Genomic DNA, 25,552 nt, shown 5'->3' on the forward strand with positions numbered 1-25,552 from the left:
ACCTGTGCGCAGGGACCTTCCCCGTGATGCGTGACGCGCTGGGCACGCCTGGCGACCGCAACCTGCTCGATGTCGGTGCCGGCGACGGCACACTCGCCGAAACGTGGTCGGTGGGCGGATGGGATGTCACCGCCTGCGAACCGGAGGCGTCGATGCGCGCCGTCTCGCGGCGGCGGCATCCTGCGATCGAGCCGGTCGACGGTGCACTGCCCGATCTTCCGTTCGCCGACGGCACGTTCGACGTCGTCGTCGCGAACTTCGTGCTGAATCACGTCGCCTCGCCACGCGAATCGGCCGCCGAACTGCGCCGGGTGAGTCGCGGCATCGTCATCGCGACCACCTGGACGCTGTCGCCCTCCTGGCTCTGGGCCGAGATCACGGGACGTGCCGGGCTGAAGCCGTTCGCGGGCGCGAGGCTTCCGGCTGCGGAGGACTTCGAGCGGACGCCCGAGGGTTTCGCACGGATGCTGAGGGAGGCGGGCCTGGGCCATGTCGCCGTCGCGGAGCATGAGTGGGCCTGGAACGCGCGACCCGAGGCGCTCTGGGCATCGGTCGAAGGAGGCGTCGCCGGTGCGGGCGCCCTCTACGCCGGACTGGATGCGGGCGATCGGCGACGTTTCCGCGCGGCCTTCGACTTCGTCGTCGAGCAGCGGCGGAGAGGTGGCGTTCTGCCCCTCGAGCACCGGGCGGCGATAGCCGTGGCGACGGACGCCTGAACGCCCACCGCCCGCCAGCGGAGACGACCTCGTCCCCGTAGAATCGAAGGGCTATGGCTACCCCTCACCCCCTCACCACGACTGTCAGTGGTGCCGACGTCCGCGTCCGCTTCTGCCCATCGCCGACCGGGCTGCCGCACGTCGGCATGGTCCGCACGGCGCTCTACAACTGGGCGTACGCACGCCACAACGGCGGGAAGATGGTGTTCCGCATCGAGGACACCGATGCCGCCCGCGACAGCGAGGAGAGCTTCCGTCAGCTCGTCGATGCGCTCACCTGGCTCAAGATCGACTGGGACGAGGGTGTCGAGGTCGGCGGACCCCACGCTCCGTATCGGCAGTCCGAGCGCCACGACATCTACCGTGAGGTGATCGACAAGCTCATCGCCACCGGGGCGCTGTACGAGAGCTACTCGACGGCGGAGGAGATCGACGCGCGCAACGAGGCCGCAGGCCGCGCCAAGCAGCTCGGCTACGACAACTTCGACCGCGACCTCACCGACGAGCAGAAGGCGGCGTTCCGCGCCGAGGGCCGCCAGCCCGCCCTGCGCCTGCGCGTGCCGGACGAGGACGTCACCTACGTCGACCTCATCCGCGGCGAGGTCACGTTCCCCGCGGGTTCGTTCCCCGACTTCGTGGTCGTGCGGCCGAACGGCGTGCCGCTGTACACGTTCGTGAACCCTGTCGACGACGCGCTCATGGGCATCACCCACGTCCTGCGCGGCGAAGACCTCATGCCCTCCACCGCGCGCCAGCTCTCGCTGTATGCGGCGCTGATCGACGCCGGTGTCACGACCTTCGTGCCGCGCTTCGCGCACATGCCGCTCGTGCTGGGCGAGACCGGCAACAAGAAGCTCTCCAAGCGCGACCCGCAGGCCGACCTGTTCCTGCACCGCGACCGCGGCTTCATCCCCGAGGGGCTGTTGAACTACCTGGCGCTGCTCGGGTGGTCGATCGGTCCGGACCGCGACGTGTTTTCGCTCGACGAGTTCACCGCGGCGTTCGACATCGAGAACGTCAATCCGAACCCGGCACGCTTCGACCAGAAGAAGGCCGAATCGATCAACGGCGACCACATCCGGATGCTGGGGGAGAAGGACTTCGCCGAGCGGACGATCCCGTATCTCGCGGCGGCCGGCCTCTTCGACGAGCCCACGCACGAGCAGCTCGTGATGGCCTTCCGGGTCGCACCGCTCGTGCAGGAGAGGGTGCAGCTGCTGGGCGAGGTCCCCGGCATGGTCGGGTTCCTGTTCGAGGACGAGGTCTCCTACGCCGAAGACGCGCTCAAGGGTCTGCCGGCGAATGCTGCCGAGGTCCTCGACGCGTGCGTCAGCGCCCTCGAGCCCGTGGAGGATTTCGTGCCCGAGAAGATCCAGGAAGCGCTGGCCACGGCGCTCGTCGAGAAGCTGGAGCTCAAGCCGCGGATCGCTTACGGGCCGCCGCGGGTCGCCATCACCGGCCGTCGGATCTCGCCGCCGCTGTTCGAGTCGATGGAGCTGCTCGGCAAGGATGAGTCCCTGCGTCGTCTGCGGTCGCTCTCGGCATTCCTCGCGAGCTGAGCGCGACGCGCCCGAGCGGCGGTGCGCACCGGTGGTTTTGGTGTTCCGCCGTCGCTCGGGTAAGCTTGAATCTCGGTGCGAGGCTCCGGTTTCGCCCTTGGGGTATGGTGTAATTGGCAACACGGCGGTTTCTGGTTCCGTTGTTCTTGGTTCGAGTCCAGGTACCCCAGCAAGACGAAAACCCCCGCTCAGGCGGGGGTTTCGTCGTTTCCGCGGGTACTGATTCCGGCTGGCGGCGGGCACCTGTCGACGCCGACATCCATCGAACGGACGAGGCCGGCGGGGTTCGCACGCAATAGGCTCCGAGCATGGCCCTGGAGTCTCTCTTCCTCCGTCTCGACCGGATCGCGGGCGGGCGGCAGGCCGGCGTCGCGATCAGCGAGGCCGACCGCACGCACCCCAAAACCGTGCGAGCGTTCACGTGGATCCTCTGGCTCCTCGTCGTCGAACTCGTGATCGGTGTGGGCGCCGTCATCGTCGCTCTGGTGCTGGCGGTCGATGGCGAGTCCGTCTCGTTCGCCGTCTGGATGCGAACTCTGGTCGTCCTCGCGATGACCGCGACATTGTTCTACTTCGCGTGGCGCGCGCAGCACGGCTGGCGATGGGCCTATCAGCGGCTGCGACTGTTCGCTCAGATCTTTCCCGTCATCACGCTCGTGATTGCCGCGATCCCCGGCCTGTACCCCCTCTGGATGGTGTCCGAGCAGATCGTCTTCAGTCTGATCATGATCGGCATAGCCGACTTCCTCACGAGCGATCACATGCGCCGCACCTTCGCGCGACCTCCGGCCGACGCCGAATAGCACGGCGGGGCGCGCGACGCCACTCCCTATCGCTGCACTTCGGAGACCGGCATCCTCGGCGGAGACGACTTCAGGGGAGGAGCACGAATGGCCAGACTGGTTCGGGTGGCACCAGACGAGGATCCGGGCTTCCGACGGGTTCGCTCGGGATCGGGTTTCCGCTACGTCGATCCCGCAGGCGAGACCGCACCGGAGGCGGATCGCGAACGCATCAGCGATCTGGTCATCCCGCCTGCGTGGCACGACGTGTGGATCGCGGCGGACCCGCTCGCGCACATCCAGGCCGTGGGGATCGACGGCGCGGGGCGCAAGCAGTACCTGTACCACCCGCTGTGGCGCGTGAGCCGTGATCGCCGCAAGTTCGTGCGAGCGCTCGACCTTGCGGCCGCGCTCCCCGGTGCCAGAGCTCAGGTGACCAGGGCGCTCAAAGAGGAAGGGCAGACCAAGGAGCGCGCTCTGGCTATCGCCTTCCGCCTGCTCGATGATGCGGCGCTCCGCATCGGCTCCGAGCGATACCTCGTGCGGCACGGCAGCCGCGGGCTCACGACCCTTCGCCGGCGCGACGTGCGCGTGTCCGGCAGCGACGTGGCGTTGTCCTTCCCCGCGAAGAGCGGCCGCACCGCCTCGATCGAGATCACCGACGAGTCGCTCGCGGACGCGCTGACCGATTTCGCCGCAGGGAAGTCAGGAGCTTTCCTTCTGGCCTATCGCCGCGGTCGTCGCCGTGTGCGCATCACTCCCGCCGAGGTCAACACGTACCTCCGCGAGGTGACGGGGGCGTCTTTCACGGCCAAGGACTTCCGTACCCTGCACGGGACCGTCATCGCGGCCGATGCACTCGCGCGGATCGGCGAGCTCGACCGTCGCAAAGATCGCGACCAGGCCGAGCGACTCGCCGTGCAGGCCGCCGCGACCGCGCTCGGGAACACGACTGCCGTCGCACGCGGCAGCTACATCGATCCGCGGGTCTTCCGCCAGTACGCACGGGGACGCACGCTGGACCTCTCGGTGACGCCCGAGACGGCCATCCGACGGCTCCTGGGTGGGCCGGAGATCTCGAAGAACGTCAACCGGCGAGCTGCAGCCAGACGACAGCGATGAGCATCGGGATGAGTGGTGTGGCCACTGCGGCGATCACCGGCCACCACCGCGCACGGGTGTCCACGGTTCGAGCGCGCTCGGTGAGAGTGTCGCCTTCGCGGCGGTAGGACTGCGGGTCGAGCGGAGCGGCAGCCTCATCGCGGTACAGCAGCGTCCGTCGTCCGAACCGCTCGTGCAGCGCGGCGAGCACCGTGAGGAACCCGTGGAGCTCGCTCTCGTCGGTGAGGTCGACCGCAGGAAGGTACAGGTGCAGCGTGCTGTCGACGATCTCCAGATCGAGGTCGGCGCTCTCATCGAGAAGGATCGCCATCAGATCGGGTGTGAGCACATACAGCGCGTCGGTCTCGTAACCGTGCGGGACGGACACCTCGAACACATCGCTGAAGTTCCCCTCCAACCGCAGCTGCGAGCGGCCGGTCGGTCGTCGCGGAAGCACACTGAGCGCTCCACCGCCCCGACGCGAGCGGAGCGTGATCCTCGGCGCTTCCGACGGGAGGGGGATACGCACGGCGCGCACGGTATGCGTGGTCGCTCCCTCGCGGTCGCCGACGACGAAGATGCGCTCGACGCTGTCGAACGGGAGGCTGGTGTGGAGTGCATCGAGGTGGTCCTGGGCGGTGCGGCTCCCACGGTCTATCTGCTCGTCGATGGATCCGCCCCACATACGGTCGCCGATGTCTGCGCGGTACATCCACCCGAGCGCCTGTGCGATGGCTTCGAGGTTCGCGCGTCGCCGTCGATGCTGCACGACTGCGAAGGTCGAGGTGGCGACGAGCACAGCGCCCGCGACGATCGTCGCCAGCTGTGCGAGGAGCAAGGAGGCACCATCGAGCCCGAAGCCCACGGGCAGCAGATAGAACGCGACGCCGGCGGCGATCACCAGATAGGCCACCGACGCGGCGATCAGTCGGAAACCGCCCCGCACGGGGGTTCCCGCGTGCGGGGCGGGCATCGGTTCCGAGTGCGTGAACACCGTCAGGGCTTGTACACGATGGCGATGTTCAGCTGGCCGTTCTCGCGTGCCCAGGCGAGCCAGCGCGGTTCGTTCAGACCGTTGAGACGCTGGATCGGGATGACGTAGATGCCCTGATCGATCCGGCTCAGCGCGCGGAACTCAGGCTTCTTCGAGATCCAGATGGTGCCCCCGCCGTCCCACGGCTCGAGGCACGAGTACACATACCCGTGCTCGCGGAGGTTGATCCGGTCGGTCAGGCTCTCGGCCTGCTGTCGGAGCTCGGTGACCACGTCGGCGGGCACCGTGCCGTCCAGGGTGAACGCGGCGACGTCGTACACGTTGCCCTCGCCGAAGTCCCGCGTCGTGAGGATGGTCAGTTCGGTGACCCCCTTGTCGGAGGTGCGGGTCCACAGCGCGTGCGAGTTCTTCGCACGCTTGTTCATCAGGAACCCGCCGAAGTTCACCTTCTGGAACGAGAAGTCGTCGAGCTTCGCGGCGATCTCTGCGCGTGTCGTCATGGGGAGTGTCTCCTTGTCCGGGAGGTCCGGCGGCCTCCGTCGAGCGAGCCTAGGTGCCCGCCACCGGGCGCCGTCGGACCCCGAACGAGCCCGAACGACGCGCCGGCTGAGCGCCGCCGCAGCCTGCCATAGGCTCGACTCATGCCCGCCCCGCGCACCCTCGACGAGCTCTGCAGCGGGCTGGGGCGGATGCGCGCGGATGCCGGATCCCCCTCGTACGCGGAGATCGCACGGCGCATCGGACGGTTGCGCGGGGGAGCGGAACCGGCGAAGGTCACGGTCTACGACTGCTTCCGTCCCGGTCGACGACGGGTGGATGATCGGCTCGTCGGAGACATCGTCCGGGCGCTCGGCGGCGAGGAGACCGAATCGGAACGCTGGAGCGAGACGGCGCGCGTGCTCAACGGCGAGCGATCCGGAGTGCACATCGAGGTGACGCATGCTCCGCGGAACGCTCCCGGCGCGGAGATCGGTCGAGAAGCGCTGTTGGCCTCGGTGCCTGCGGCGGATGTCCTGGTTCTCACCGGGCTGCCGGGCGCCGGGAAGAGCACCTTCGCCTCCGCACTGGTCGGCAGGGACTCCGTGCTCACGGTGCAGCTGCGCGAATCCGAGTCGGACCGCCCACGCGCCGACCCCATCGACGTCCTGCGGCGCATGCTGGGCGCGCTCGGAGTCCGTTCGCTGCCCTACGAGCTGCCCCGCCTGCGCGAGACATTGCAGGTCACCGCGCGCGGTACGACCGTGATCGTGGAAGACGCGGGTGATGCCCGGCGCCTCGCCGCACTGATCGTCCCCGGGGTGCGGTACGTCGTGACCTCCCGGGTCGACCTCGCCGATCTGGAGCAGCGTGTGCGACCGCAGACGCTCACCATCGCTCGTGTCATCGTTCCGCCGATGACGGACACCGACGCGCAACGGCTCCTCGCGCATCTCATCACGGTCGAGGGGACGGCGGCGCCTCTGCCCCACTCGGAGATCGACGTCGGTGCAGACGCGCTCCGGCGCATCGTGGCCGTCGGTGGCGGCCTCCCGCTCGACCTCGTGATGCTCGCGGGCATCGTCCGTGAGCACGAGGGCTGGTCGTTCCAGGATCTCGCCTCGCGGTTCGAACACGAGCCGCGTGATGCGCGGATCCGTCCTGTGCTCGAAGCCGCGACCCGCTCGTTGTCGCAGAGTGAGGCCGATCTGCTGGCGGACGCTGCGCTGTTGGACAGGGACATCGACGCCGAGGTGCTGCTCGCTGCCGGCGGTCCGTCGGCGGAAGCCGATCTGCATCGCCTTCATGGTCGCCATCTCGTCGAGCTCCGCGACGGGCACCTGCTGATCCACGCCACGGTCTTCGCATTCGCAGCGGAGCGATCGCGCTCGCTTCGCCCGTCGTCGGAGCGCCGGGCCTTCGTGCTGAGGGCAGCGGCCGCAGTGGTGGCGCGGATCCGCTCTGACCCCGACTATGCGGCGCGGGAAGTGGTGACCGTGCTCGCCGTCGCCGCGGCGGCTCGGGAGCACGCTGCCGATTCCGCGGTCGAACAGCTCGCCATCGAGGCGCACCCCGGGCTCTCCCGGTGGTCGATGTGGAACGAGTCGCTGCGCCTGCATGACCTCGCCGCGCGCGGAGTGGGACTCGACCTCGTGCCGGAGATCGCCCTGGGCGTCGCGCATTGCGCCGAGAAGCTGGGGCGTCTGGACGAGGCGCTGATCACGCTGCATCGGGTGCGACGTATCGCGACCGGGGCGTCACTCGCGCGCACCTGGAATCAGATCGGCAACGTCCAACGATGGATGAGCCACCTCGAAGAGGCGCTGCGATCCTACGAGCTCGCGATCGGTCATGCACGGGCCGCGGGGGCTCGGATCGTGGAGGGGCGTGCGACCGGCAATCATGCCGACACGCTGCGCATCCTCGCCCGGTACCCGGAGGCGCGCGACCGTTATGCGGTGGCCCTGACGATGGCCGGGGAGGAGGGCGACGATCTCAACGTCGCGGTCGTCCGCGGCAATCGGCCCCTGCTCCTCCTGGCGATCGGACAGCTCGATGACGCGGCCGCCGAGCTGCAGGGGCTGCTCGACGAATCGAGCGTCGACTCGCTGCCGTTCGTGCGCAGGACGCTGGCCCTGGTGGCGGAAGCGACGGGGGACGACGTGCTCGCTCGCGAGCTGTGCGCGACCGCGAGACAGACCCTGCGGACAGCGGGGGAGTTCGCGACATCGGCGGACCTCGACCTGCTGGAGGCACGGCTCGATGGCCGCGCCGGCGACCTCGTGAGGGCGCGAACCACCGCCGAACGAACGCTGCGCGAGGCGGAACGCGCCGGCTCACCGTTGATCGCGACCGAGGCGGCGAACTCGCTGGCGGAGATCCTGGTGCGCGCGGCGACGATCGATGCGACCGCTGCCCACCAGCTGGTCGATGATGCGGAGCGGCATGCCGAGGAAGCGCGCAGCATCGCGGAGGCGACCGGCGATCGTGCCGAGGTCGCACGCAGCGACGCCGTCCTCTCGTCGATCGCGGCTCTGCGAGGCGATGATGGGTCGGCTGAGGCACTCGCGGCAGCTTCGGCGCAGCTCTACGCGGAGATCGGTCATCGCCTGCGCAGCGGGTGAGGCGTGAAGGTGGGGCCGTCTGCGTCCCGTCCGGATGCCAGGATGGAGGGATGGACACCGCCAACCTCACCCGGGAGGAGACCGCCGCGCGATCCGCAGTGGTCACTCTGCACCGCATCCGTGTCGAACTGGATCTGACGGGGGCGCCCGAGCGGGCGCGCACCGGGTTCTCGACCGTGACGACGCTCGAGTTCGATGCCACGGCGGAGTCGACCTGGCTCGACTTCATCGGCGAAGAGGTGCGCCGTGTCGAGGTGAACGGCGTCGACCAGGATGTCGTGTGGGACGGAGCACGGATCACGCTCGCCGGCCTTGCCGCCGCCAACGTGGTCCGCGTCGAGGCGGTCGGGGCATACAGCCGCTCCGGCGAGGGACTGCACCGCTTCCACGACCCGGCCGACGACGAGACGTACCTGTACACGCAGTACGAACCCGCGGATTCGCGTCGTGTCATGGCGTGCTTCGAGCAACCCGACATGAAGGCCGAGTACACCTTCGTCGTCGACTCGCCCTCCGAGTGGCAGGTGCTCTCCAACCAGACCGCGGTGCACACCGACCTCGGCGTCGGGGTGCAGCGGGTGGAGTTCACCCCGACCCTGCCGATCTCGAGCTACATCACCGCGGTCGCCGCCGGCCCCTACACGCGTGTCGACGGCGAGTGGTGGCGCGACGAGCAGCAGATCCGCCTCGGCGTCTTCGTCCGCCGGTCGTTGGCGCCCCACCTGGACGCCGACGAGATCCTCGAGGTCACCCGGCAGGGACTGGACTTCTTCACCGACGCCTTCGCCTACCCGTACCCGTGGGGCAAGTACGACCAGATCTTCGTCCCCGAGTACAACCTCGGTGCGATGGAGAACCCCGGTCTCGTGACGTTCACGGAGTCGTATCTCTCCCGCGGCGCGGCGACGGATGCGCAGCGCGCCGCACGGGCGAACACGATCCTGCACGAGATGGCCCACATGTGGTTCGGCGACCTCGTCACGATGACGTGGTGGGACGACCTGTGGCTCAAGGAGTCGTTCGCCGACTACATGGGTGCGCACGCCTCCGCCGTCGCCACCCGTTTCCACGACGCCTGGGTCAAGTTCGCCGCGAGCCGCAAGGCCTGGGCGTATCAGCAGGATCAGCTGCCCACCACGCACCCGATCGTGGCGGACATCACCGATCTCGAGGCCGCGAAGCTGAACTTCGACGGGATCACCTACGCCAAGGGCGCCGCGGTCCTCAAGCAGCTGGTCGCTTTCGTCGGCGACGACGCGTTCTTCGAGGGTGCTCGGCGCTACTTCGCTGCGAATGCGTTCGGGAACACCACGCTCGACGACTTCCTGGTGCAGCTCAGTGCCGTCTCCGGCCGCGACATGAGCGACTGGTCGGCGGCATGGCTGCAGACCTCCGGTGTGTCGACGCTGTGGACCGAGACGGATGACGAGGGCCGCAGCGTCCTCGTGCAGACCGATCCGCGTCCGCACCGACTGCGCATCGGCCTGTACGAGCGTCGGGATGGGCGCGTCGTCCGGCGCGAGCAGCAGGAACTCGACCTGATCGGCGAGCGGACCCCGCTGGATCTGCCCGAAGCCGATCTCGTGCTCCTCAACGACGACGACCTCACGTATGCCAAGGCGCGGCTCGACGAGCGGTCGCTGCGCACGGTCGAGGAGTCGCTGTCGGAGATCGAGGAGCCCCTGGCGCGGGCACTGGTGTGGTCGTCGCTGTGGAACGCCACGAGGGACGGTGAGCTCGATGCGGCGCGGTACGTGGCGATCGTGCGCACGCACGGCCCCGCCGAGTCCAATATCGGCCTGTTGACGGGTGTCCTCGCGAACGCCGCGTACGCCATCCGGCACTTCGTCGCGGACGGCGACCGTGCTGCGGCCCAGCGCAGTTGGACGGGTGCCGCGTGGAGTGCGCTGCAGGCCGCCGATGCCGGCAGCGACGCGCAGCTGTCCTGGGCGCGGGCGCTCGCGACCGCATCCGCATACGACGACGCGCACCACGAGCAGGTGCGGGCTCTGCTCGACGGCGACGTACCCGCGGGGCTCGTGGTCGACCCCGATCTGCGCTGGCAGTTGCTGACGGCGCTCGTCACGACGGGGCACGCCGACCTCGCCGACATCAGCGCCGAGCAGGAGCGTGATGACACGGGCAGCGGGCGCACGGCAGCGCGACGAGCACGGTCATCGCGCCCGGACGCCGCCGTGCGGCGCGAGGCCTGGGAGACCGCCTGGACCGACCTCACGCTGAGCAACGATCACCTCGACGCCGAGATCGACGGTTTCCGTGCCGGTGGGCGCCGCGATCTGACCGAGGTCTTCGACGCGGAGTACTTCGCCCGTATCTCGGGAGTCTGGGGTGATCGCAGCATCGAGATCGCGCGTCGGCTGGTCCTCGGGTTCTTCCCCGCGGCCGATTCGCTGAGTGCCGTCGATGTCTGGATCGCCGAGAACGCGGCGGCGCCCGCGGCGCTGCGGCGGCTCATCGTCGAGCAGCGCGATCATCTGGAGCGCGATCTCCGGGTGCGCGCCGCGCAGGGCGCCACTTCACGCGGCTAAGCGGGAGCGACCTGCATCCCCATGACCGTGCGCACGATCCACGGGTGCGCACGGTCATCGTCGATGTGAGTCATCCCGAGATTCTCCGCAACGCCGCGTGAGGCGTCGTTGGCGGGATGGATGATCGCGGTGAGCAGCGTCGGTGCGAACTCCCGAGCGACCAGCTCGACACACGCGCGCGCTGCCTCGGTCGCGTACCCCCGGCGCTGCATCGACCGGCGCACCTGATAGCCGACCTCCAGCACCGGATCGCCGTTCACGGACTGCCAGGTCAGACCGCAGTCGCCGACGAACTCGCCTTCGCGTGTCTCGATGATCCACAGCCCGTGGCCGTGCTCCCGATAGCTCTTCTGCATGCGCGCGATCCACTCGGCGCTCTCGGCGCGGCTCTTGGGCGCCGGATAGAACGCCATCACCTCCGGGTCGCCGAGCAGGTCGGCCATCAGGTCCAGGTCGTCCTCCGTCATCTCCCGGAAGACGAGTCGCGCGGTCGTCGGAGGGAGGAGGCGTCGTACCGCGCCGCTCACAGATCGAGCGATTCGCCGGGCTCCAGAACGAAGAACTCCCCGCCGCCCTGCTCGGTCGCCCACTGCAGCCGCTGGCGGTGCATGTTCTTCCCGATGACGGAGAGCGTCATGTCGTGGGTGCCGAAGGCGCGACGCGGCGCGACAGCGAGCACATAGTCCATCGCCTCGCCGATCTTCAGCCAGGGCGCTCCGAGCGGCGCAGCGAGCGTGCCGACGTCGATCCCCTCCGGAACCGCATAGGAATCGCCGGGGTAGTAGAGCTCATCGTTCACCAGTACGCCGACGTTCTCGACGACGGGCAGCGACGAGTGGATGACCTCGTGCGTGCCGCCGAAGAATCGGAGCGAGAAGTCGCCCACCTCGATGGTGTCCCCGGGGGAGACGACCGTGATGTCGTATCCCTCCGCCGCACGAGCCACCCCGGACGGCGCGAAGATCGGCGTGCCGGGTGCCCCGCGCAGGAGGCGGTCGAAGTGATCGGAGGTCCAGTGGTCGGGGTGCTCGTGGGTTATCACGATCCCGATCAGACCGTCGAGATCCACCAGCGGTGCGGTGAAGGAGCCCGGATCGATCAGCAGGGTCTTCCCGCCGGCATCGAGGCGGAGGGCGGCATGTTCGAACTTGGTGACGCGCATGAGACGAGTCAACTCCTTCATCCGGCGCACGGCAAACGTATTCTGCGCGCCACGCCCGGGAGTCAGGTCGGGGCGGCGTCGATTTGGCGGACCGAGAAATGCCATGGCATACTTGAACGGTTGTCGCGCGACGGAAACGTCCGCCAGACGGCCCCATCGTATAGCGGCCTAGTACGCTGCCCTCTCACGGCGGTAACGCGGGTTCGAATCCCGCTGGGGTCACACAACATGAGAAAGCCTCCGGTTCGCCGGAGGCTTTCTTGCTTTTCGGACAGAACTTTCTTGCTTTCCGGACAGAAGAGGCCGCTTCCGGTTTCCCGGGAGCGGCCTCTTCTGGATTCGCCGGACGGAACTCAGGCCTCGTCGGCCCCTGCCTGCTCCGCGCTCGTCGAGGGTGCGGTTCGACGGTTCCGGCGCGCTCGACGGATCAGCCACACGATCAGTACGACGACACCGACGACCGCGAGCCAGGGGAGGACGAAGCCCAGAGCGATCACGAGGGCGTTCAGCGAGACGACGAGGCCGTTCCATCCGGCGAGCAGGCCGTCGGCGAACCCGGCGGGATCGGCGGTGGTGGCCGTCGTCGCTCTGGTGAGTTGTACCTGAAGCGATGACATCGCGACCTGATCCTGCAGGGACTCGAGTTGCTGCTCATACGACTCGAGCTGCGCCTGTCGGTCGGTCAGCGCGACCTCGGCCTCGATCAGCTCGGAGACGCTTCCCGACTGCGCCATCAGCTCGGTGAGACGCTCGACGGACGCGCGCGTCGAGTCGACGCGCGCCTGAAGATCGATCGACACCGAGGTCACGTCCTGCTTCGACGTCGACGACGAGAGGACGTCACCGGTCTCCCCGAGCGCGGCGATCACCTCCGGCAGATCCGTGGAGGGCACGCGGATGCTGATCCAGCCGTACGCCGAGTCGGCGGGAGCCGGTTCGGACGTGCCGTCGATGGCGACGGACTTCCCGATCTCGGTGCTCTCCACGTAGCCGTCGTGCTCCTCGGCGAGGTTCGCGATCGCCGAAGCGGCGTCCGCGATGCTCTTCACCTGAACCGTCGCCTGCGCGGTCGCGATGATCTCCCTATCGCCCTCGCTGCTCTCGGCACCGGCGATGGTGGAGTCGGAGATGCTCCCGGGGAGCGATTCGGGCGCGGAGTCGGACATCTGATCCGGTGATGACGACGAGGAATCCATCGAGACGCCGCCCGGCATGCTCAGCCCTTCGGCCGTCGACGTTGTGGCGCCACCGACCGCGCCGAGGATCGGTGGTGTCACGAGGACGCCGACGACGAAGGCCGCGGCGATGCCGCCGCCGGTGAGCCAGCGGCGGCGGCGCTTCCTGGCGCGCTCGGCCTTCGGATGCGCGGGGGAGCGTTCCGCGGCGATCTCGGTGAACACGGCGGTCTCGATGCGGGCGATGGCGTCGTCCGACAGCACCGGCAGTTCGCCACGGGGGTTCTGGTCGTTCATGCGTCTCTCACTTCTTTCACGGCGCCGCGCAACCGGGTGCGCACTCGGGAGAGACGATTGCGGACGACCGCGTGCGTGATGCCCAATTCCTCGGCTGCGGCCTGGTAGGCGTAGCCCTCGGACGCGCACAGGCGGAAGATCTCACGGTCGAGCTCGTTCAGGGTCCCGACCTCGACGGCGATCCGGGCGGCGAGCTCGGCCGTGATGACCTGCTCCTCGACGCTGATCGTGTCGGGCAGCAGGGTCTCGTCGACGGCCTCGGCGGTGTGCGCTTGATCGCGGCGCCGCTGGCGCAGCCGGTTCGCGGCCTGGAAGCGGCAGATCGTGGCCAGCCAGGGCAGGATCGACTCACCCTGGAGCTCGAGGGCGGGGAGCTTGCGCCAGGCGACGACGAACGTCTCCTGGGTGACGTCCTCCGCGTCGGCGGGCGACGCCAGGATGCCCTGGGCGATCCAGTAGACCGGCCGCACGTGTGTGCGGTACAGCTCGCGGAAGGCGCTCTCGTCGCCGGCCGCGGCCTGCGCCGCCCATTTCTGATCACTCGTCTGCACGGGCATCCTGATTCCGTTCGGTGTCTCTCACCAGGGAAGTGTCGATCGCTGCCTCATCGTCTCAGATCCGGTCGCCGCATTCGTCTCGATCGCTGTTCCCCGCGATGCCGCGGCTCCGGTAGCATTGCCCGGGCGAGAGGGAGTATCCCGGATCCGCGCGTAACGTCATCACGAGCACCGTCATCGCTGCTCCGGGCGCGCGACGCACATCTGTGCGGGGGAGAGACTTTCGACTGATTCCCGACCCCTCCGCGAAAGGCCCGTGCGCCCTTGGAAATCCCCGTCTGGTTCGAGATCACCTCGATGGTCGTCCTCACGATCATCCTGATCGCCGACCTGCTCCTCATCCGGCTGCGGCCGCACATCCCCTCGACGAAGGAGTCCACCCTGTGGGTGGTCTTCTACGTGGGTCTGGCACTGCTGTTCGCGGTTCTGCTGGGCAACGTCGGCGGCTGGCAGAACGCCGGCGACTTCATCACCGGCTGGGCCCTCGAATACAGCCTGTCGATCGACAACCTGTTCGTGTTCGTCCTGATCATGGCCCAGTTCGCCGTGCCGCGGCGGCTGCAGCAGCAGGTCCTCATGGTGGGCATCATCATCGCGCTGATCCTGCGCGGCCTCTTCATCCTCGCCGGTGTGGCGATCGTCGAGAACTTCTCGCCGATCTTCTACATCTTCGGCGCATTCCTCATCTGGACGGCGATCCGTCAGGCCATGCCCGACGGCGACCATGAGGGCGAGGTCAAGCGTGAGAACTTCATCGTGCGCCTGCTCCGTCGTCGCGTCGACATCAGCGAGGAGTACGACGGATCGAAGATCCGCACCACGGTGAACGGCAAGCGCATGTGGACGCCCATGGTGATCGTCTTCATCACGATCGGCGTCACCGATCTGATCTTCGCGATCGACTCGATCCCGGCGATCTTCGAGATCACCACGAACGGCTTCCTCGTCTTCGCGGCCAACATCTTCGCGCTCATGGGTCTGCGCCAGCTCTACTTCCTGCTGGGCGACCTCCTCGATCGCCTCCGTTACCTGCACTACGGCATCGCCGTGATCCTCGGCTTCATCGGGATCAAGCTGATCCTCCACGCGCTGCACGTCAACGAGTTGCCGTTCATCAACGGCGGTCAGCACGTCGAGTGGGTGCCCGACATCAGCAACATGGTCTCGCTCGGCGTGATCCTGGCTTCGATGACCATCGCCACGGTGGCGAGCCTCATCGCCTCCTCGCGTGAGAAGCGGGCGTCTCGGCCCACCACGACCGTCGAGTGAGCCCACGCCGGCATGGACGGATCGGGAGCGGGGTCTCGCTCGTCTGACCGCAGAGGTGCGGCGTCCCGCGTGAAGTCGATGATCTGAACGGAGAGACGTAAGATGCGCAGATGCGCAGACCTCGCCCGATCACTCCGGCCCCCGGGCAGGAATCCGTCTGGGACTACCCGAGGCCGCCGCGCGTCGAACCGGTCGCCGAGCGCATCACGATCCGCCTCGGCGGGCATCTGATCGCCGATACCCGTGGCGCGGTGCGCGTGCTGGAGACCAGTCACCCTCCTGTGTACTACCTTCCGATCGTCGACTTCGTCCCCGGTGCACTCGTCGATGCCCCCGGCGGATCTTTCTGCGAGTTCAAGGGTGCTGCCCGCTACTTCGACGTGCGCAGTGGAGAAACCCTGCGTCAGGGGGCCGCCTGGAACTACCCGCACCCGGCGCCCGGCTTCGAGGCGCTGATGGACCGGGTCGCCGTGTATGCGGCGCAGATGGACGAGTGCACCGTCGGGGAAGAGATCGCCGTTCCGCAGCCGGGTGGGTTCTACGGCGGGTGGGTCACCTCGGCTGTCGTCGGTCCCTTCAAAGGCGTTCCCGGCTCCCTGGGCTGGTGACGGTCGGCCGGATCGCCGATCAGAACGCGCGCAGGTTCTCCTGGAGACCGCCGTCCGCATACGCGCGACGGAGGATGCCGCGGCGGCGCAGGATGGGCACGAGCTCATCGAGTGTGCGGTGCAGGGTGACCGGATGGAAGTCACCCCAGAGCAGCACGCCGTCGTTGCCCCACTCGCCGAGCTCTTCGACCAGGTCGGCGAACTCCTCGGCCGTTCCGACGAAGCCGGAGCGGTCCGTGATCCGGCCCGTGCGGGCGAGCGCCGTCAGATGTGCGCGCAGCGGGGCGTCCTCGCCGCGGTCTCCGATCAGGCGCTGGATGCTCCCGCGTGAGACGTGGGCGCCGAAGATCGAGGGGTCCAGCGCCTTGTCGAGGTCGAGCGACGTGAGGTCGGTCTCGAGGTCGCTGGACTGCTTGCGGGCGATCTGCACCAGTGCGGCGTCGTCGGGATGGGCCGAGGCGGCGACGATGCGGTCCGCCTCCTCGCTCGATGTGGTGATCTCGGGCTGGATGGCGAAGAGGATCTTGACGTCCTCCGGCTGCCGCCCCTTCGCGATCGCCGCCTCGTGCACCCGGGCACGGTAGTCGCGCACGGACTTCTCGTTCAGCGGAGCCAGCGCGAGCTGCACATCGGAGTTCGCGCCGGCGAACCCGAGTCCGCGCCCGGAGCCGCCGGGGGAGACGATCGCCGGATCCCCGTCCGTGAACGGGAGGGCGTTGAGCGGGCCGTCGAACGCGAAGTGCTCGCCCCGGTGCCGGACGGGCTGCAGCTTCGCGCCGTCGGCGTAGACGCCGGTCTCGCGGTCGGCGACGAGTGCGCCGTCGTCCCAGCTGTGCCACAGCGCGCGGATCCCGGCGAGCCATTCCTCCGCGCGGTCGTACGCCTCGTCGTGACCGAGCTGCGACGTGTCCGAGAAGTGTCGTGCGCTGCCGGTGTCGGTGACGACGTTGAGACCCAGCCGATGCCCGCTCAGATGCTGCAGCGTCGCGAACTGGCGTGCCGCGGTGTAGGGGAGGTACGCGGCCGGATTGACCGTCGGCACCACGCCCAGGTGCCTCGTCGCCTGGAAGAGATACGGAGCGAGCAGGAGTGGATCGTGCTTGGGGCCCCCGAAGGCGTGGCGGACCCGTAGATCGATCGTCGACGGCGACCCCAACGACGGCGCGTCCTCGATGATGACCAGGTCGAAGCCCGCCTGCTCGAGGGTGCGGGCAGCGTCCTGGTACACCTCAGGGCGCGTCCAGTCGTAATCCCAGTCGAGAGCCGGGTAGCCCCAGCCCTGCGGCCCGAAACCGCGCGCCAGGAACCAGCCGAAGTGCTGGGGGCGGCTCATGCAACCGTCTCCCGCACGGCGTTCAGCACCTGGGAGAGGTCGGCGACGAGATCATCGACGTCTTCGATGCCGATCGACACCCGCAGCGTGCCGGGGTGCACCCCCAGAACCTCGCGCTCTTCGTCCGTGCGCTGCGCGTGACTCGTCGTCGCCGGATGCAGCACCAGAGAGCGGACGTCACCGATGTGCGTCATGTGTGTGAAGACCTGCACGCCCTCGACGAACCGTCGTGCGGCGCGCAACCCGCCACGCAGGGTGAAGGTGAAGATCGACCCCGATCCGCCTTCGAGGTAGCGGGAGCCGATCTCGTGGTCAGGATGCGAGGGGAGTCCGACGTAGTCCACGCTCTCGACCGCGTCGTGCCGTTCCAGCCACTGCGCGATCTGGAGGGCGTTGCGGGATTGCCTCTCGACGCGGAGGCCGAGCGTCTCCACGCCCTGGCCGATCAGGAAGGCGTTGAGCGGCGACGGAGACGCCCCGAAGCGAGGTGCCACCGACTCCCGCGCGTAGGCGATGCGTGCGCGGCCGCCGTGGCGAGCGAAGACACTGGGCGCGTCGCCGCGACCCGGCAGCACGAGGTGCGGCGCATTGTGGCCCGCATGCTCGGCGTCGAAGCGTCCGTCGTCGACGATCACGCCGCCGAGCACCGACCCGTGTCCGGCCAGGAACTTCGACGCGGAATGGACGACGATCGCCGCGCCGTGCTCGATCGGACGCAGCAGGGCCGGGGTGGCCAGGGTGTTGTCCACGATCAGCGGGATCGCGAACTCGTCGGCGATGTCGCTGATGGCGCGGATATCGAGCACGTCGTTGCGCGCGTTCGCGACGGACTCGGCGAACACCGCGCGGGTGTTCGGGCGGATCGCCGCCCGCCAGGCGTCCGGATCGGCGATGTCGTCGACGAAGGTCGTCTCGATGTCGAGGCGAGCCAGGTTGTCGAGGAAGAGCCCTCGGGTGCCCTCATAGATGTGCGTGGAGGAGACGATGTGGTCGCCGGCGCCCACGACGGTCAGCAGGGCGGTCACGACCGCCGCCTGCCCGCTCGCGACCAGCACCGCGTCCGCGCCGGACTCCAGAGCCGCGAGCTGACGCTCCACGGCTCGAACCGTCGGGTTGCCCGTGCGCGTGTATCCGAAGCCCGCCCCGGTGCTGAAGTGGTCGGCCGCATGGTCGAAGTCGTCGAACTCGAACCCCGCCGTCAGATAGATGGGGGTCGCGCGCGAGGCGGCCGTCTCACGGCTTCTCGCCGCGTGGACCGCACGGGTGGCGAAGCGGGCGGTGTCGACGGTCATGCGGTGCCTCTCGGTCGTTCGGTGCTCAACAGAGTGTCATGACGGGTCGGAGCGCGTCCGAGCGGTGGTAATCTGACGTCATGCGGACCGTGCTCCTTCTTCTTACGCGCCGCGACGAGACCTCGATCTAGAGCCCCTCCTCGTCGCGGAGTCCATCGTGGGCCGTACCGCCAGCCTCAGGAGACACGCAATGACCACCCCCGCAAACGGTGCCGATTCCGCACGCCGCAGGACCCTCGCCGAGAAGGTCTGGGACGACCACCTCGTCGTCAAGGGCGAGAACGGCGAACCCGACCTCATCTACATCGACCTGCACCTCGTGCACGAGGTCACCAGCCCGCAGGCGTTCGACGGCCTCCGCAGCGAAGGGCGGCCGCTCCGCCGCCTCGACCTGACGATCGCGACCGAGGACCACAACACCCCGACGCTGGAGATCCACAAGCCGATCGCCGATCTGACCAGCCGCACGCAGATCGAGACGCTGCGCCGCAACGCGGCGGAGTTCGGGGTGCGTCTGCACTCGCTCGGTGACGCGGAACAGGGCATCGTGCATGTCGTCGGACCCCAGCTCGGGCTCACGATGCCCGGAATCACGGTGGTCTGCGGGGATTCCCACACCTCGACGCACGGCGCGTTCGGAGCGATGGCGTTCGGCATCGGCACCAGCGAGGTCGAGCACGTCATGGCCACGCAGACACTGCCGCTGAAGCCGTTCAAGACCATGGCGATCAACGTCGAGGGCACTCTGCGTGACGGCGTCACCGCGAAGGACATCATCCTCGCCGTGATCGCGAAGATCGGCACGGGTGGCGGTCAGGGCTACGTGCTCGAGTATCGCGGCAGCGCCATCCGCGCCCTCTCCATGGAGGGGCGCATGACGATCTGTAACATGTCGATCGAGGCCGGAGCCCGGGCCGGCATGGTCGCGCCCGACGAGACCACCTTCGCCTATCTCGAGGGCCGTCCGCACGCCCCCAAGGGCCAGGACTGGGAAGAGGCCGTGGCCTACTGGCGCACCCTGCCGACCGACGAGGGCGCGACCTTCGACGCCGAGGTCTTCATCGACGCCGACGAGCTCGAGCCGTTCGTGACCTGGGGGACCAACCCCGGTCAGGGCAGCTCGCTGTCGTCCTCGGTGCCGAATCCCGCCGAGATCGTCGATCCGAACGAGCGGGCCGCCGCCGAGCGTGCGCTGGAGTACATGGACCTCACGCCGGGGACGCCCCTCAAGGAGGTACCGGTCGACGCCGTGTTCATGGGGTCGTGCACCAACAGCCGCATCGAGGATCTGCGCGCCTTCGCATCGATCATCCAGGGCAAGAAGAAGGCCGACGGTGTGCGCGTCATGGTCGTCCCCGGGTCGGCGCGTGTACGCCTGGAGGCCGAGGCAGAGGGCCTCGACAAGGTCATCACGGACTTCGGAGCGGAATGGCGCTTCGCCGGATGCTCGATGTGTCTGGGCATGAACCCCGACCAGCTCGCACCGGGCGAGCGCTGTGCTTCCACATCGAACCGCAACTTCGAAGGACGGCAGGGCAAGGGAGGGCGCACGCACCTCGTGTCGCCGCTCGTCGCCGCCGCGACCGCGATCCGCGGCACGCTGTCCAGCCCGAGCGACCTGACGGAAGGGATCTGACCCATGGAGAAGTTCATCACGCACACGGGCGTCGCCGCACCGCTGAAGCGCTCGAACGTCGACACCGACCAGATCATCCCGGCTGTCTTCTTGAAGCGCGTCACGAAGACGGGTTTCGAAGATGCTCTGTTCCACGGCTGGCGACAGGACCCGGAGTTCGTGCTCAACCAGCCGGAATTCCAGGGCGCGTCCGTCCTCGTCGCCGGTTCGGACTTCGGTACCGGATCCAGCCGTGAGCACGCCGTGTGGGCATTGCGCGACTTCGGATTCAAAGTGGTCCTCAGTCCGCGCTTCGCCGACATCTTCCGCGGGAACTCGGGCAAGCAGGGCCTTCTCGCGGCGACGATCTCGGAAGAGGATCTCGAGCGGATCTGGGCGGAGATCGACCGGAATCCCGGGGCACGGATGACGGTCGACCTCGAGGCGCGCAGCGCGTCGATCGGTGACGTCCAGGCCGAGATCGGGATCGACGATTACACTAGATGGCGGCTCCTCGAAGGGCTCGATGACATCGGGCTCACGCTGCGCAACGAAGACAAGATCGCGCAGTTCGAGGCCCGTCGCGAGTCGTGGCGGCCCCGAACCCTTCCCGTTCAGTAAACGGCGGGGGCGGGGGAGCCCAGGGGCAACCCGCCCCCGAAATCCGTAAATGAAGTGAGGCTCCGAATGACGACACCTGTGCGCGACGCTCTCCCGGACGGAGTCCCTGCACTCACCGGAGACGTCCTCGCCATTCGAGGCGGACGCCCGCTTCGCGGTCGCGTCGACGTCAAGGGGGCGAAGAACCTGGCCACCAAGGCCATGGTCGCCTCGCTCCTCGGCGAGACCGTGAGCACCCTGCGCGATGTGCCGGCGATCAGCGATGTCGCCGTCGTGCGCTCGCTGCTCGAGGTACACGGTGTGCGCGTCAGCGAGGGCGATGAGCCCGGCTCGCTCGTCTTCGACCCGAGTGATGTCGAGTCGGCCCACTTCGAGGAGATCGACGCCCACGCCGGCGCCTCCCGCATTCCGATCCTCTTCTGCGGGCCGCTCCTGCACCGTCTCGGTCAGGCGTTCATCCCCGACCTGGGTGGATGCCGTATCGGCGACCGCCCTATCGACTTCCACCTGGATGCGCTCCGCAAGTTCGGCGCCATCGTCGAGAAGCTCCCCAGTGGCATCCGCCTCTCGACGGGCGGAAGCCGCCTGCACGGTGCGAACATCCACCTCCCGTACCCGAGTGTCGGCGCCACGGAGCAGGTGCTGCTCACCGCGGTCCGCGCCGAGGGCGTGACGGAGCTGCGCAACGCCGCCATCGAGCCCGAGATCATGGACCTGATCGCGGTCCTGCAGAAGATGGGCGCGATCATCTCCTACGAGCCGAACCGCGTCATCGTCATCGAGGGCGTCGAGAAGCTCCGCGGCTACGACCACCGGTCGATCTTCGACCGCAACGAGGCGGCCTCGTGGGCATCCGCGGCTCTGGCCACCGACGGCGAGATCTTCGTCGGCGGTGCCAAGCAGCAGGAGATGCTGACGTTCCTCAACATCTTCCGCAAGGCGGGCGGCTGGTTCGATATCCAGGAAGACGGCATCCTCTTCCGTCGTGACGGTGACATCAAGCCCGTCGTCATCGAGACCGACGTGCACCCCGGCTTCATGACCGACTGGCAGCAGCCCCTCGTGGTCGCACTGACTCAGGCGCACGGCCGTAGCGTCGTGCACGAGACCGTGTATGAGAACCGGATGGGCTTCACGGACGCGCTGGTCAAGATGGGTGCCGACATCGTCGTGCACCCCCGCGGTCTGCAGGACGGGCCCCGCCGCGTTCCCCGCCGCGACCTGGAGCAGGCTGCCGTCATCACGGGTCCGACGCCGCTGCATGGCGCGGACATCGTGGTTCCCGACCTCCGCGGCGGATACAGCCACATCATCGCGGCGCTGACCGCCACGGGCGAGTCGCAGGTGTCGGGTGTGGATATCCTCAGCCGCGGCTACGAGAAGTTCCTCGCCAAGCTCGACGCGCTCGGCGCCGACTTCGACGTCATCCGGTGACCGAGGTGACGTCCCGGTCATCCGAGACGACGCGGCCGAGCATCTTCTGGCCGCTCGCGGCGCTGGTGATCCCGCCCGTCTCGCTGATCGCGAAGATCCGGGTCACCGGCGCCGAGAAGCTCCCGCAGCACGGGTCGTTCATCCTCGCGCCGAACCACTACTCCGAATTCGATCCGCTCATCGTCGCGGTCGCCGTGTGGCGCGCGGGTCGGGCGCCGCGGTTCATGGCCAAGGAGAGCCTGTTCAAAGTTCCCGTACTCGGGTGGTTCCTGCATCGCACGGGGATGATCCCGGTCGCGCGCACCTCGTCCGCCAGTTCGGCCCGCCAGACGATGAAGCAGTCGGAAGAGCTGGTGGAGCACGGTCGCGGAGTGATCGTGTATCCCGAGGGCACTCTCACGCGTGATCCCGACCTGTGGCCGATGCGCGGCAAGTCCGGCGCGGTGCGTCTGGCCCTCGCCGACGGCATCCCCCTGATCCCGATGGCGCAGTGGGGTACGCAGGCGATCATGGGGCGCTATCAGAAGGGCCTCAGCCTCTGGCCGCTGCGCAAGCCCGTGCGAGTGATCATCGGCGATCCCGTCGATGTCTCCGATCTGCGGGATCGCGCCGGGGAGCCGGCGGCCCTCACCGAGGCATCGAACCGACTGATGAACGCGATCACGGCGCTCCTGGAGGAGCTGCGTGACGAGAAGGCACCCGCGGAGCGATGGAACCCCGCGAGCCACGGCCAGAAGGAGACCGGACGCCTTGACTCCTAAGAGAACCGCTCCGGTAGGCCCCCGGGCCACGGTCATCGGCTCGGGCAGCTGGGGAACCACCTTCGGAAAGATCCTCGCCGACGGCGGCGCCCAGGTGACGATGTGGGCCCGACGACCCGAGCTCGCGCAGGAGATCAACGAGGCCAAGCGCAACTCCCGGTATCTGCCCGGCATCAACCTCCCACGCACGATGTCGGCCACTCACGAGCTCGCGACGTCGCTCGAGGGCGTCGAACAGGTCTACCTCTCGGTGCCGAGCCAGTCGCTCCGCGAGAACCTGAAGGCGCTGCGCCCGCTGCTCGCCGACAGCGACGCGAAGATCATCAGTCTGATGAAGGGCGTCGAGCGCGGCACCGGCTTGCGCATGAGCCAGGTGATCCACCAGGAGCTTCGCTGCGACCCCGACCGTATCGCGGTCGCGTCCGGTCCGAATCTTGCGTTGGAGATCGCTCGTGAGCAGCCGACCGCTGCCGTGATCTCCTCGCGGAGCCAGGAGACGGCGGACACCGTCGCGCGCGCCGCGCGCAACAGCTACTTCCGCACGTTCGTGAACACCGACGTGATCGGCACCGAGTTCGGTGGCGTGCTCAAGAATCTGATCGCGGTCGCCATCGGCATCGTCGACGGCGTCGGCTACGGCGAGAACACCAAGGCCTCGATCATCACCCGCGGCCTCGTCGAGATGACGGACTTCGCCGTGGCGAACGGTGCACACCCGGAGACGTTGCAGGGACTCGCCGGCCTAGGAGACCTGATCGCCACCTGCCAGTCGCCGCTGAGCCGCAACAATACGGCCGGGCGTCTGCTCGGCCAGGGATACAGCTTCCAGGACGTCGTGAAGCAGATGCAGCAGACGGCGGAGGGGCTGGCATCGGTCGCGCCGATCCTGCAGCTCGCACGCGAGGCCGAGGTCGACATGCCCATCGTCGAGCAGGTGAAGATGGTGCTCGACGGCAAGATGGATCCGAGAGACATCGCACCCCACCTGACGACGGACGACGACACCCCGCAGGGTGAGAGGACCAATCATGGACAAGCAGACGGTGGTGGTGCTCTTCGGCGGGCGCTCCAGCGAGCATTCGATCAGTTCCGCAACGGCGGGGGGCGTGCTGGGCGCGATTGATCGCGACCGCTACTCGGTGATCCCGGTGGGGATCACCCGCGAGGGGGCGTTCGTCCTGGAGGACGATGATCCCGCGAAGTTCCCGCTGGATGCCGCGCACCTTCCTGAGGTCGTCGACAACGGCACGCGTGTTCTGTGGCCCGAACCGGGCGGCGACCGCACGTTGCGCGTCGTGCAGGTCGACGGCTCCGTCGTCGGCCTCGGTGCCGTCGACGTCGTGCTCCCGATCCTGCACGGTCAGCACGGCGAGGACGGCACGATCCAGGGGTACTTCGACACCCTCGAGGTGCCCTACGCCGGCGGCGGCGTCCTCGACTCCGCGCTGTGCATGGACAAGCACTTCATGAAGATCGCTCTGCAGGCCGCCGGCATCTCGGTGGCGCCCTGGGTGACCGTGCGCCGTGCGGACTGGGAGCGGGACGCGGCGGACGTCCGCGTACGCGCCGCCGCCCTCGGCCTGCCGCTGTTCGTGAAGCCTGCTCGTGCGGGCTCGAGCGTCGGCGTGTCCAAGGTCGAGGTCGCTGACGAACTCGACGCTGCGCTGGCTGTGGCGTTCGCCGAAGACGACAAGGTACTCATCGAGACCGGAGTGAGCGGCCGTGAGATCGAGGTCGCCGTGCTCGAGACCGCGGAAGGGGTGCGCGCCTCCCTTCCGGGAGAAGTCGTCCTCACCTCGCGGGGATTCTACGACTTCGAGGGCAAGTACCTCGGGGGCGACGGCGTCGACGTCATCTGCCCGGCCGAGTTGACCGAAGCGGAGACGGCGGCGATCCAGGAGGCGGGCCTCCGCGCGTTCGAGGCCGTCGACGGCCGGGGGCTCGCCCGCGTCGACATGTTCCTGACCCCCGAGGGCACCCTCGTCGTCAACGAGCTCAACACGATGCCGGGCTTCACCCCGATCTCGATGTTCCCGAAGTGCTGGGTGGCATCCGGCCTGAGCTACGGCGAACTGATCACCGAGCTCGTCGAGGCGGGTCTGCGGCGCTGACGCCGGCCCACCCGCCTGCGGTCAGCTCGCGGGGAACTCGACGCGGTCGGTGCACTTCGCCGTCGCCGGCGCCAGTCCGGACTGGATGCTCGTGGAGATCGAGTCCACGATGGACTGGAAGTCGATCTGCTCACCCCGACGGATGTTGACCTCGACCGCGGGCTCGCGCCCGTAGGTGACCAGGCGCTGCCGCTCGTCCTCCTGCTCGAGGACCAGCCAGTCGACGCCACCGAGCGTGGTGCAGACGAGTGCGGAGGGGGCCGGCGGCTCGACACCGCAGCGCAGCGCGACCGTGGTGGGTTCTCCCCACGCGCCGGTGGCCTGGGCATCCGTCCACACCCGGTCGAACCCGGCGACGCTGTCCGGCAGCAGCACCGAGACCGAGGCGCACGCCGGATCGTTCGCATCGTCGGCCGGTTCGAGGTGCACGGTCGTGGAGCATCCGGCGAGGACGGCGGAGAGGATCGCCGCGCCTGCGAGGGCAGCGAGGCGACGGGAACGGAGCATGCATCCAG

Annotated in this window: 23 protein-coding genes and 2 tRNA genes; 16 read left to right on the forward strand and 9 right to left on the reverse strand. The window is 68.4% G+C overall.

What is annotated here, in order from left to right; all coding sequences use genetic code 11:
• Nucleotides 1-26: 26 nt before the first annotated feature.
• From CQ034_RS02565 to CQ034_RS02585, 5 genes are all read left to right on the forward strand, one after another.
• On the forward strand, nucleotides 27-716 hold the full coding sequence (locus CQ034_RS02565; protein ID WP_258133985.1) for a class I SAM-dependent methyltransferase: 690 nt from the start codon (nucleotides 27-29) through the stop codon (nucleotides 714-716).
• A 53-nt stretch (nucleotides 717-769) separates the two neighbouring features.
• On the forward strand, nucleotides 770-2,275 hold the full coding sequence (gene gltX / locus CQ034_RS02570; protein WP_029263562.1) for a glutamate--tRNA ligase: 1,506 nt from the start codon (nucleotides 770-772) through the stop codon (nucleotides 2,273-2,275).
• A 98-nt stretch (nucleotides 2,276-2,373) separates the two neighbouring features.
• Nucleotides 2,374-2,445, forward strand: a tRNA-Gln gene (locus CQ034_RS02575).
• Between the two features lie 138 nt (nucleotides 2,446-2,583).
• On the forward strand, nucleotides 2,584-3,078 hold the full coding sequence (locus CQ034_RS02580) for a hypothetical protein (protein WP_105709826.1): 495 nt from the start codon (nucleotides 2,584-2,586) through the stop codon (nucleotides 3,076-3,078).
• Between the two features lie 87 nt (nucleotides 3,079-3,165).
• Nucleotides 3,166-4,179 carry a DNA topoisomerase IB gene (locus CQ034_RS02585; protein WP_105709827.1) on the forward strand — a complete coding sequence of 338 codons (1,014 nt, stop codon included), beginning with the start codon at nucleotides 3,166-3,168 and terminating at the stop codon, nucleotides 4,177-4,179.
• On the opposite strand, the gene CQ034_RS02590 is transcribed toward CQ034_RS02585, so the two are convergent.
• Nucleotides 4,145-5,131 carry a hypothetical protein gene (locus CQ034_RS02590; RefSeq protein WP_105710337.1) on the reverse strand — a complete coding sequence of 329 codons (987 nt, stop codon included), beginning with the start codon at nucleotides 5,129-5,131 and terminating at the stop codon, nucleotides 4,145-4,147. The two genes, CQ034_RS02585 and CQ034_RS02590, sit on opposite strands and share 35 nt — an antisense overlap.
• Nucleotides 5,132-5,154: 23 nt before the next feature.
• A complete protein-coding gene (locus tag CQ034_RS02595) occupies nucleotides 5,155-5,652 on the reverse strand; it encodes a hypothetical protein (protein ID WP_105709828.1) in 498 nt (165 codons plus the stop codon).
• A gap of 141 nt (nucleotides 5,653-5,793) precedes the next feature.
• Between CQ034_RS02595 and CQ034_RS02600 the strand changes: the two genes are divergently transcribed.
• Entirely contained in the window at nucleotides 5,794-8,253 is a 2,460-nt protein-coding gene (locus CQ034_RS02600) for a hypothetical protein (protein ID WP_105709829.1), read from the forward strand.
• Between the two features lie 50 nt (nucleotides 8,254-8,303).
• Nucleotides 8,304-10,802: an aminopeptidase N gene (gene pepN / locus CQ034_RS02605; RefSeq protein WP_105709830.1), complete on the forward strand. Its 2,499-nt coding sequence runs from the start codon at nucleotides 8,304-8,306 to the stop codon at nucleotides 10,800-10,802.
• Here the strand turns inward: pepN and CQ034_RS02610 are convergent.
• Together CQ034_RS02610 and CQ034_RS02615 are read right to left on the reverse strand one after the other, a co-directional pair.
• Complete coding sequence (locus CQ034_RS02610; RefSeq protein WP_258133986.1) at nucleotides 10,799-11,329, reverse strand: GNAT family N-acetyltransferase; 531 nt, start codon at nucleotides 11,327-11,329, stop codon at nucleotides 10,799-10,801. The genes pepN and CQ034_RS02610 overlap by 4 nt on opposite strands.
• Nucleotides 11,326-11,964 carry an MBL fold metallo-hydrolase gene (locus tag CQ034_RS02615; RefSeq protein WP_105709831.1) on the reverse strand — a complete coding sequence of 213 codons (639 nt, stop codon included), beginning with the start codon at nucleotides 11,962-11,964 and terminating at the stop codon, nucleotides 11,326-11,328. The genes CQ034_RS02610 and CQ034_RS02615 overlap by 4 nt, the downstream gene beginning before the upstream one ends.
• 149 nt (nucleotides 11,965-12,113) lie before the next feature.
• Here CQ034_RS02615 and CQ034_RS02620 point away from each other — a divergent pair.
• A tRNA-Glu gene (locus tag CQ034_RS02620) sits at nucleotides 12,114-12,186 on the forward strand.
• A gap of 131 nt (nucleotides 12,187-12,317) precedes the next feature.
• On the opposite strand, the gene CQ034_RS02625 is transcribed toward CQ034_RS02620, so the two are convergent.
• Nucleotides 12,318-13,436, reverse strand: coding sequence for a DUF4349 domain-containing protein (locus CQ034_RS02625; RefSeq protein WP_105709832.1), 1,119 nt, complete (start codon nucleotides 13,434-13,436; stop codon nucleotides 12,318-12,320).
• On the reverse strand, nucleotides 13,433-13,993 hold the full coding sequence (locus tag CQ034_RS02630) for an RNA polymerase sigma factor (RefSeq protein ID WP_029263552.1): 561 nt from the start codon (nucleotides 13,991-13,993) through the stop codon (nucleotides 13,433-13,435). The genes CQ034_RS02625 and CQ034_RS02630 overlap by 4 nt, the downstream gene beginning before the upstream one ends.
• Before the next feature lie 264 nt (nucleotides 13,994-14,257).
• Between CQ034_RS02630 and CQ034_RS02635 the strand changes: the two genes are divergently transcribed.
• Together CQ034_RS02635 and CQ034_RS02640 are read left to right on the forward strand one after the other, a co-directional pair.
• Nucleotides 14,258-15,262, forward strand: coding sequence for a TerC/Alx family metal homeostasis membrane protein (locus tag CQ034_RS02635; RefSeq protein ID WP_029263551.1), 1,005 nt, complete (start codon nucleotides 14,258-14,260; stop codon nucleotides 15,260-15,262).
• A 110-nt stretch (nucleotides 15,263-15,372) separates the two neighbouring features.
• On the forward strand, nucleotides 15,373-15,870 hold the full coding sequence (locus CQ034_RS02640; RefSeq protein WP_105709833.1) for a DUF427 domain-containing protein: 498 nt from the start codon (nucleotides 15,373-15,375) through the stop codon (nucleotides 15,868-15,870).
• 19 nt (nucleotides 15,871-15,889) lie between these two features.
• Here the strand turns inward: CQ034_RS02640 and CQ034_RS02645 are convergent, their stop codons facing one another.
• Together CQ034_RS02645 and CQ034_RS02650 are read right to left on the reverse strand one after the other, a co-directional pair.
• A complete protein-coding gene (locus tag CQ034_RS02645; protein ID WP_105709834.1) occupies nucleotides 15,890-17,203 on the reverse strand; it encodes an LLM class flavin-dependent oxidoreductase in 1,314 nt (437 codons plus the stop codon).
• Nucleotides 17,200-18,495, reverse strand: coding sequence for an O-acetylhomoserine aminocarboxypropyltransferase/cysteine synthase family protein (locus CQ034_RS02650; RefSeq protein ID WP_105709835.1), 1,296 nt, complete (start codon nucleotides 18,493-18,495; stop codon nucleotides 17,200-17,202). Before CQ034_RS02650 ends, CQ034_RS02645 begins: the two co-directional genes overlap by 4 nt.
• A 190-nt stretch (nucleotides 18,496-18,685) precedes the next feature.
• Between CQ034_RS02650 and leuC the strand changes: the two genes are divergently transcribed.
• The 6 genes from leuC (at nucleotide 18,686) to CQ034_RS02680 (ending at nucleotide 25,037) form a co-directional block, all read left to right on the forward strand.
• Nucleotides 18,686-20,131, forward strand: a complete 1,446-nt coding sequence (gene leuC, locus CQ034_RS02655) for a 3-isopropylmalate dehydratase large subunit (RefSeq protein ID WP_091036012.1) — start codon at nucleotides 18,686-18,688, stop codon at nucleotides 20,129-20,131.
• Between the two features lie 3 nt (nucleotides 20,132-20,134).
• Nucleotides 20,135-20,731 carry a 3-isopropylmalate dehydratase small subunit gene (gene leuD / locus CQ034_RS02660; protein ID WP_105709836.1) on the forward strand — a complete coding sequence of 199 codons (597 nt, stop codon included), beginning with the start codon at nucleotides 20,135-20,137 and terminating at the stop codon, nucleotides 20,729-20,731.
• Between the two features lie 66 nt (nucleotides 20,732-20,797).
• On the forward strand, nucleotides 20,798-22,165 hold the full coding sequence (gene murA, locus CQ034_RS02665) for a UDP-N-acetylglucosamine 1-carboxyvinyltransferase (RefSeq protein ID WP_029263545.1): 1,368 nt from the start codon (nucleotides 20,798-20,800) through the stop codon (nucleotides 22,163-22,165).
• Complete coding sequence (locus CQ034_RS02670) at nucleotides 22,162-22,926, forward strand: 1-acyl-sn-glycerol-3-phosphate acyltransferase (protein WP_029263544.1); 765 nt, start codon at nucleotides 22,162-22,164, stop codon at nucleotides 22,924-22,926. The genes murA and CQ034_RS02670 overlap by 4 nt, the downstream gene beginning before the upstream one ends.
• Nucleotides 22,916-24,049, forward strand: a complete 1,134-nt coding sequence (locus CQ034_RS02675; protein WP_029263543.1) for an NAD(P)H-dependent glycerol-3-phosphate dehydrogenase — start codon at nucleotides 22,916-22,918, stop codon at nucleotides 24,047-24,049. Before CQ034_RS02670 ends, CQ034_RS02675 begins: the two co-directional genes overlap by 11 nt.
• Nucleotides 23,955-25,037: a D-alanine--D-alanine ligase family protein gene (locus CQ034_RS02680; RefSeq protein ID WP_105709837.1), complete on the forward strand. Its 1,083-nt coding sequence runs from the start codon at nucleotides 23,955-23,957 to the stop codon at nucleotides 25,035-25,037. Before CQ034_RS02675 ends, CQ034_RS02680 begins: the two co-directional genes overlap by 95 nt.
• A gap of 21 nt (nucleotides 25,038-25,058) precedes the next feature.
• Here the strand turns inward: CQ034_RS02680 and CQ034_RS02685 are convergent, their stop codons facing one another.
• On the reverse strand, nucleotides 25,059-25,544 hold the full coding sequence (locus CQ034_RS02685) for a DUF3515 family protein (protein WP_105709838.1): 486 nt from the start codon (nucleotides 25,542-25,544) through the stop codon (nucleotides 25,059-25,061).
• Nucleotides 25,545-25,552: the final 8 nt, after the last annotated feature.

The sequence above is a fragment of the Microbacterium sp. MYb45 genome (assembly GCF_002979655.1).
Taxonomy (GTDB): Bacteria; Actinomycetota; Actinomycetes; order Actinomycetales; family Microbacteriaceae; genus Microbacterium.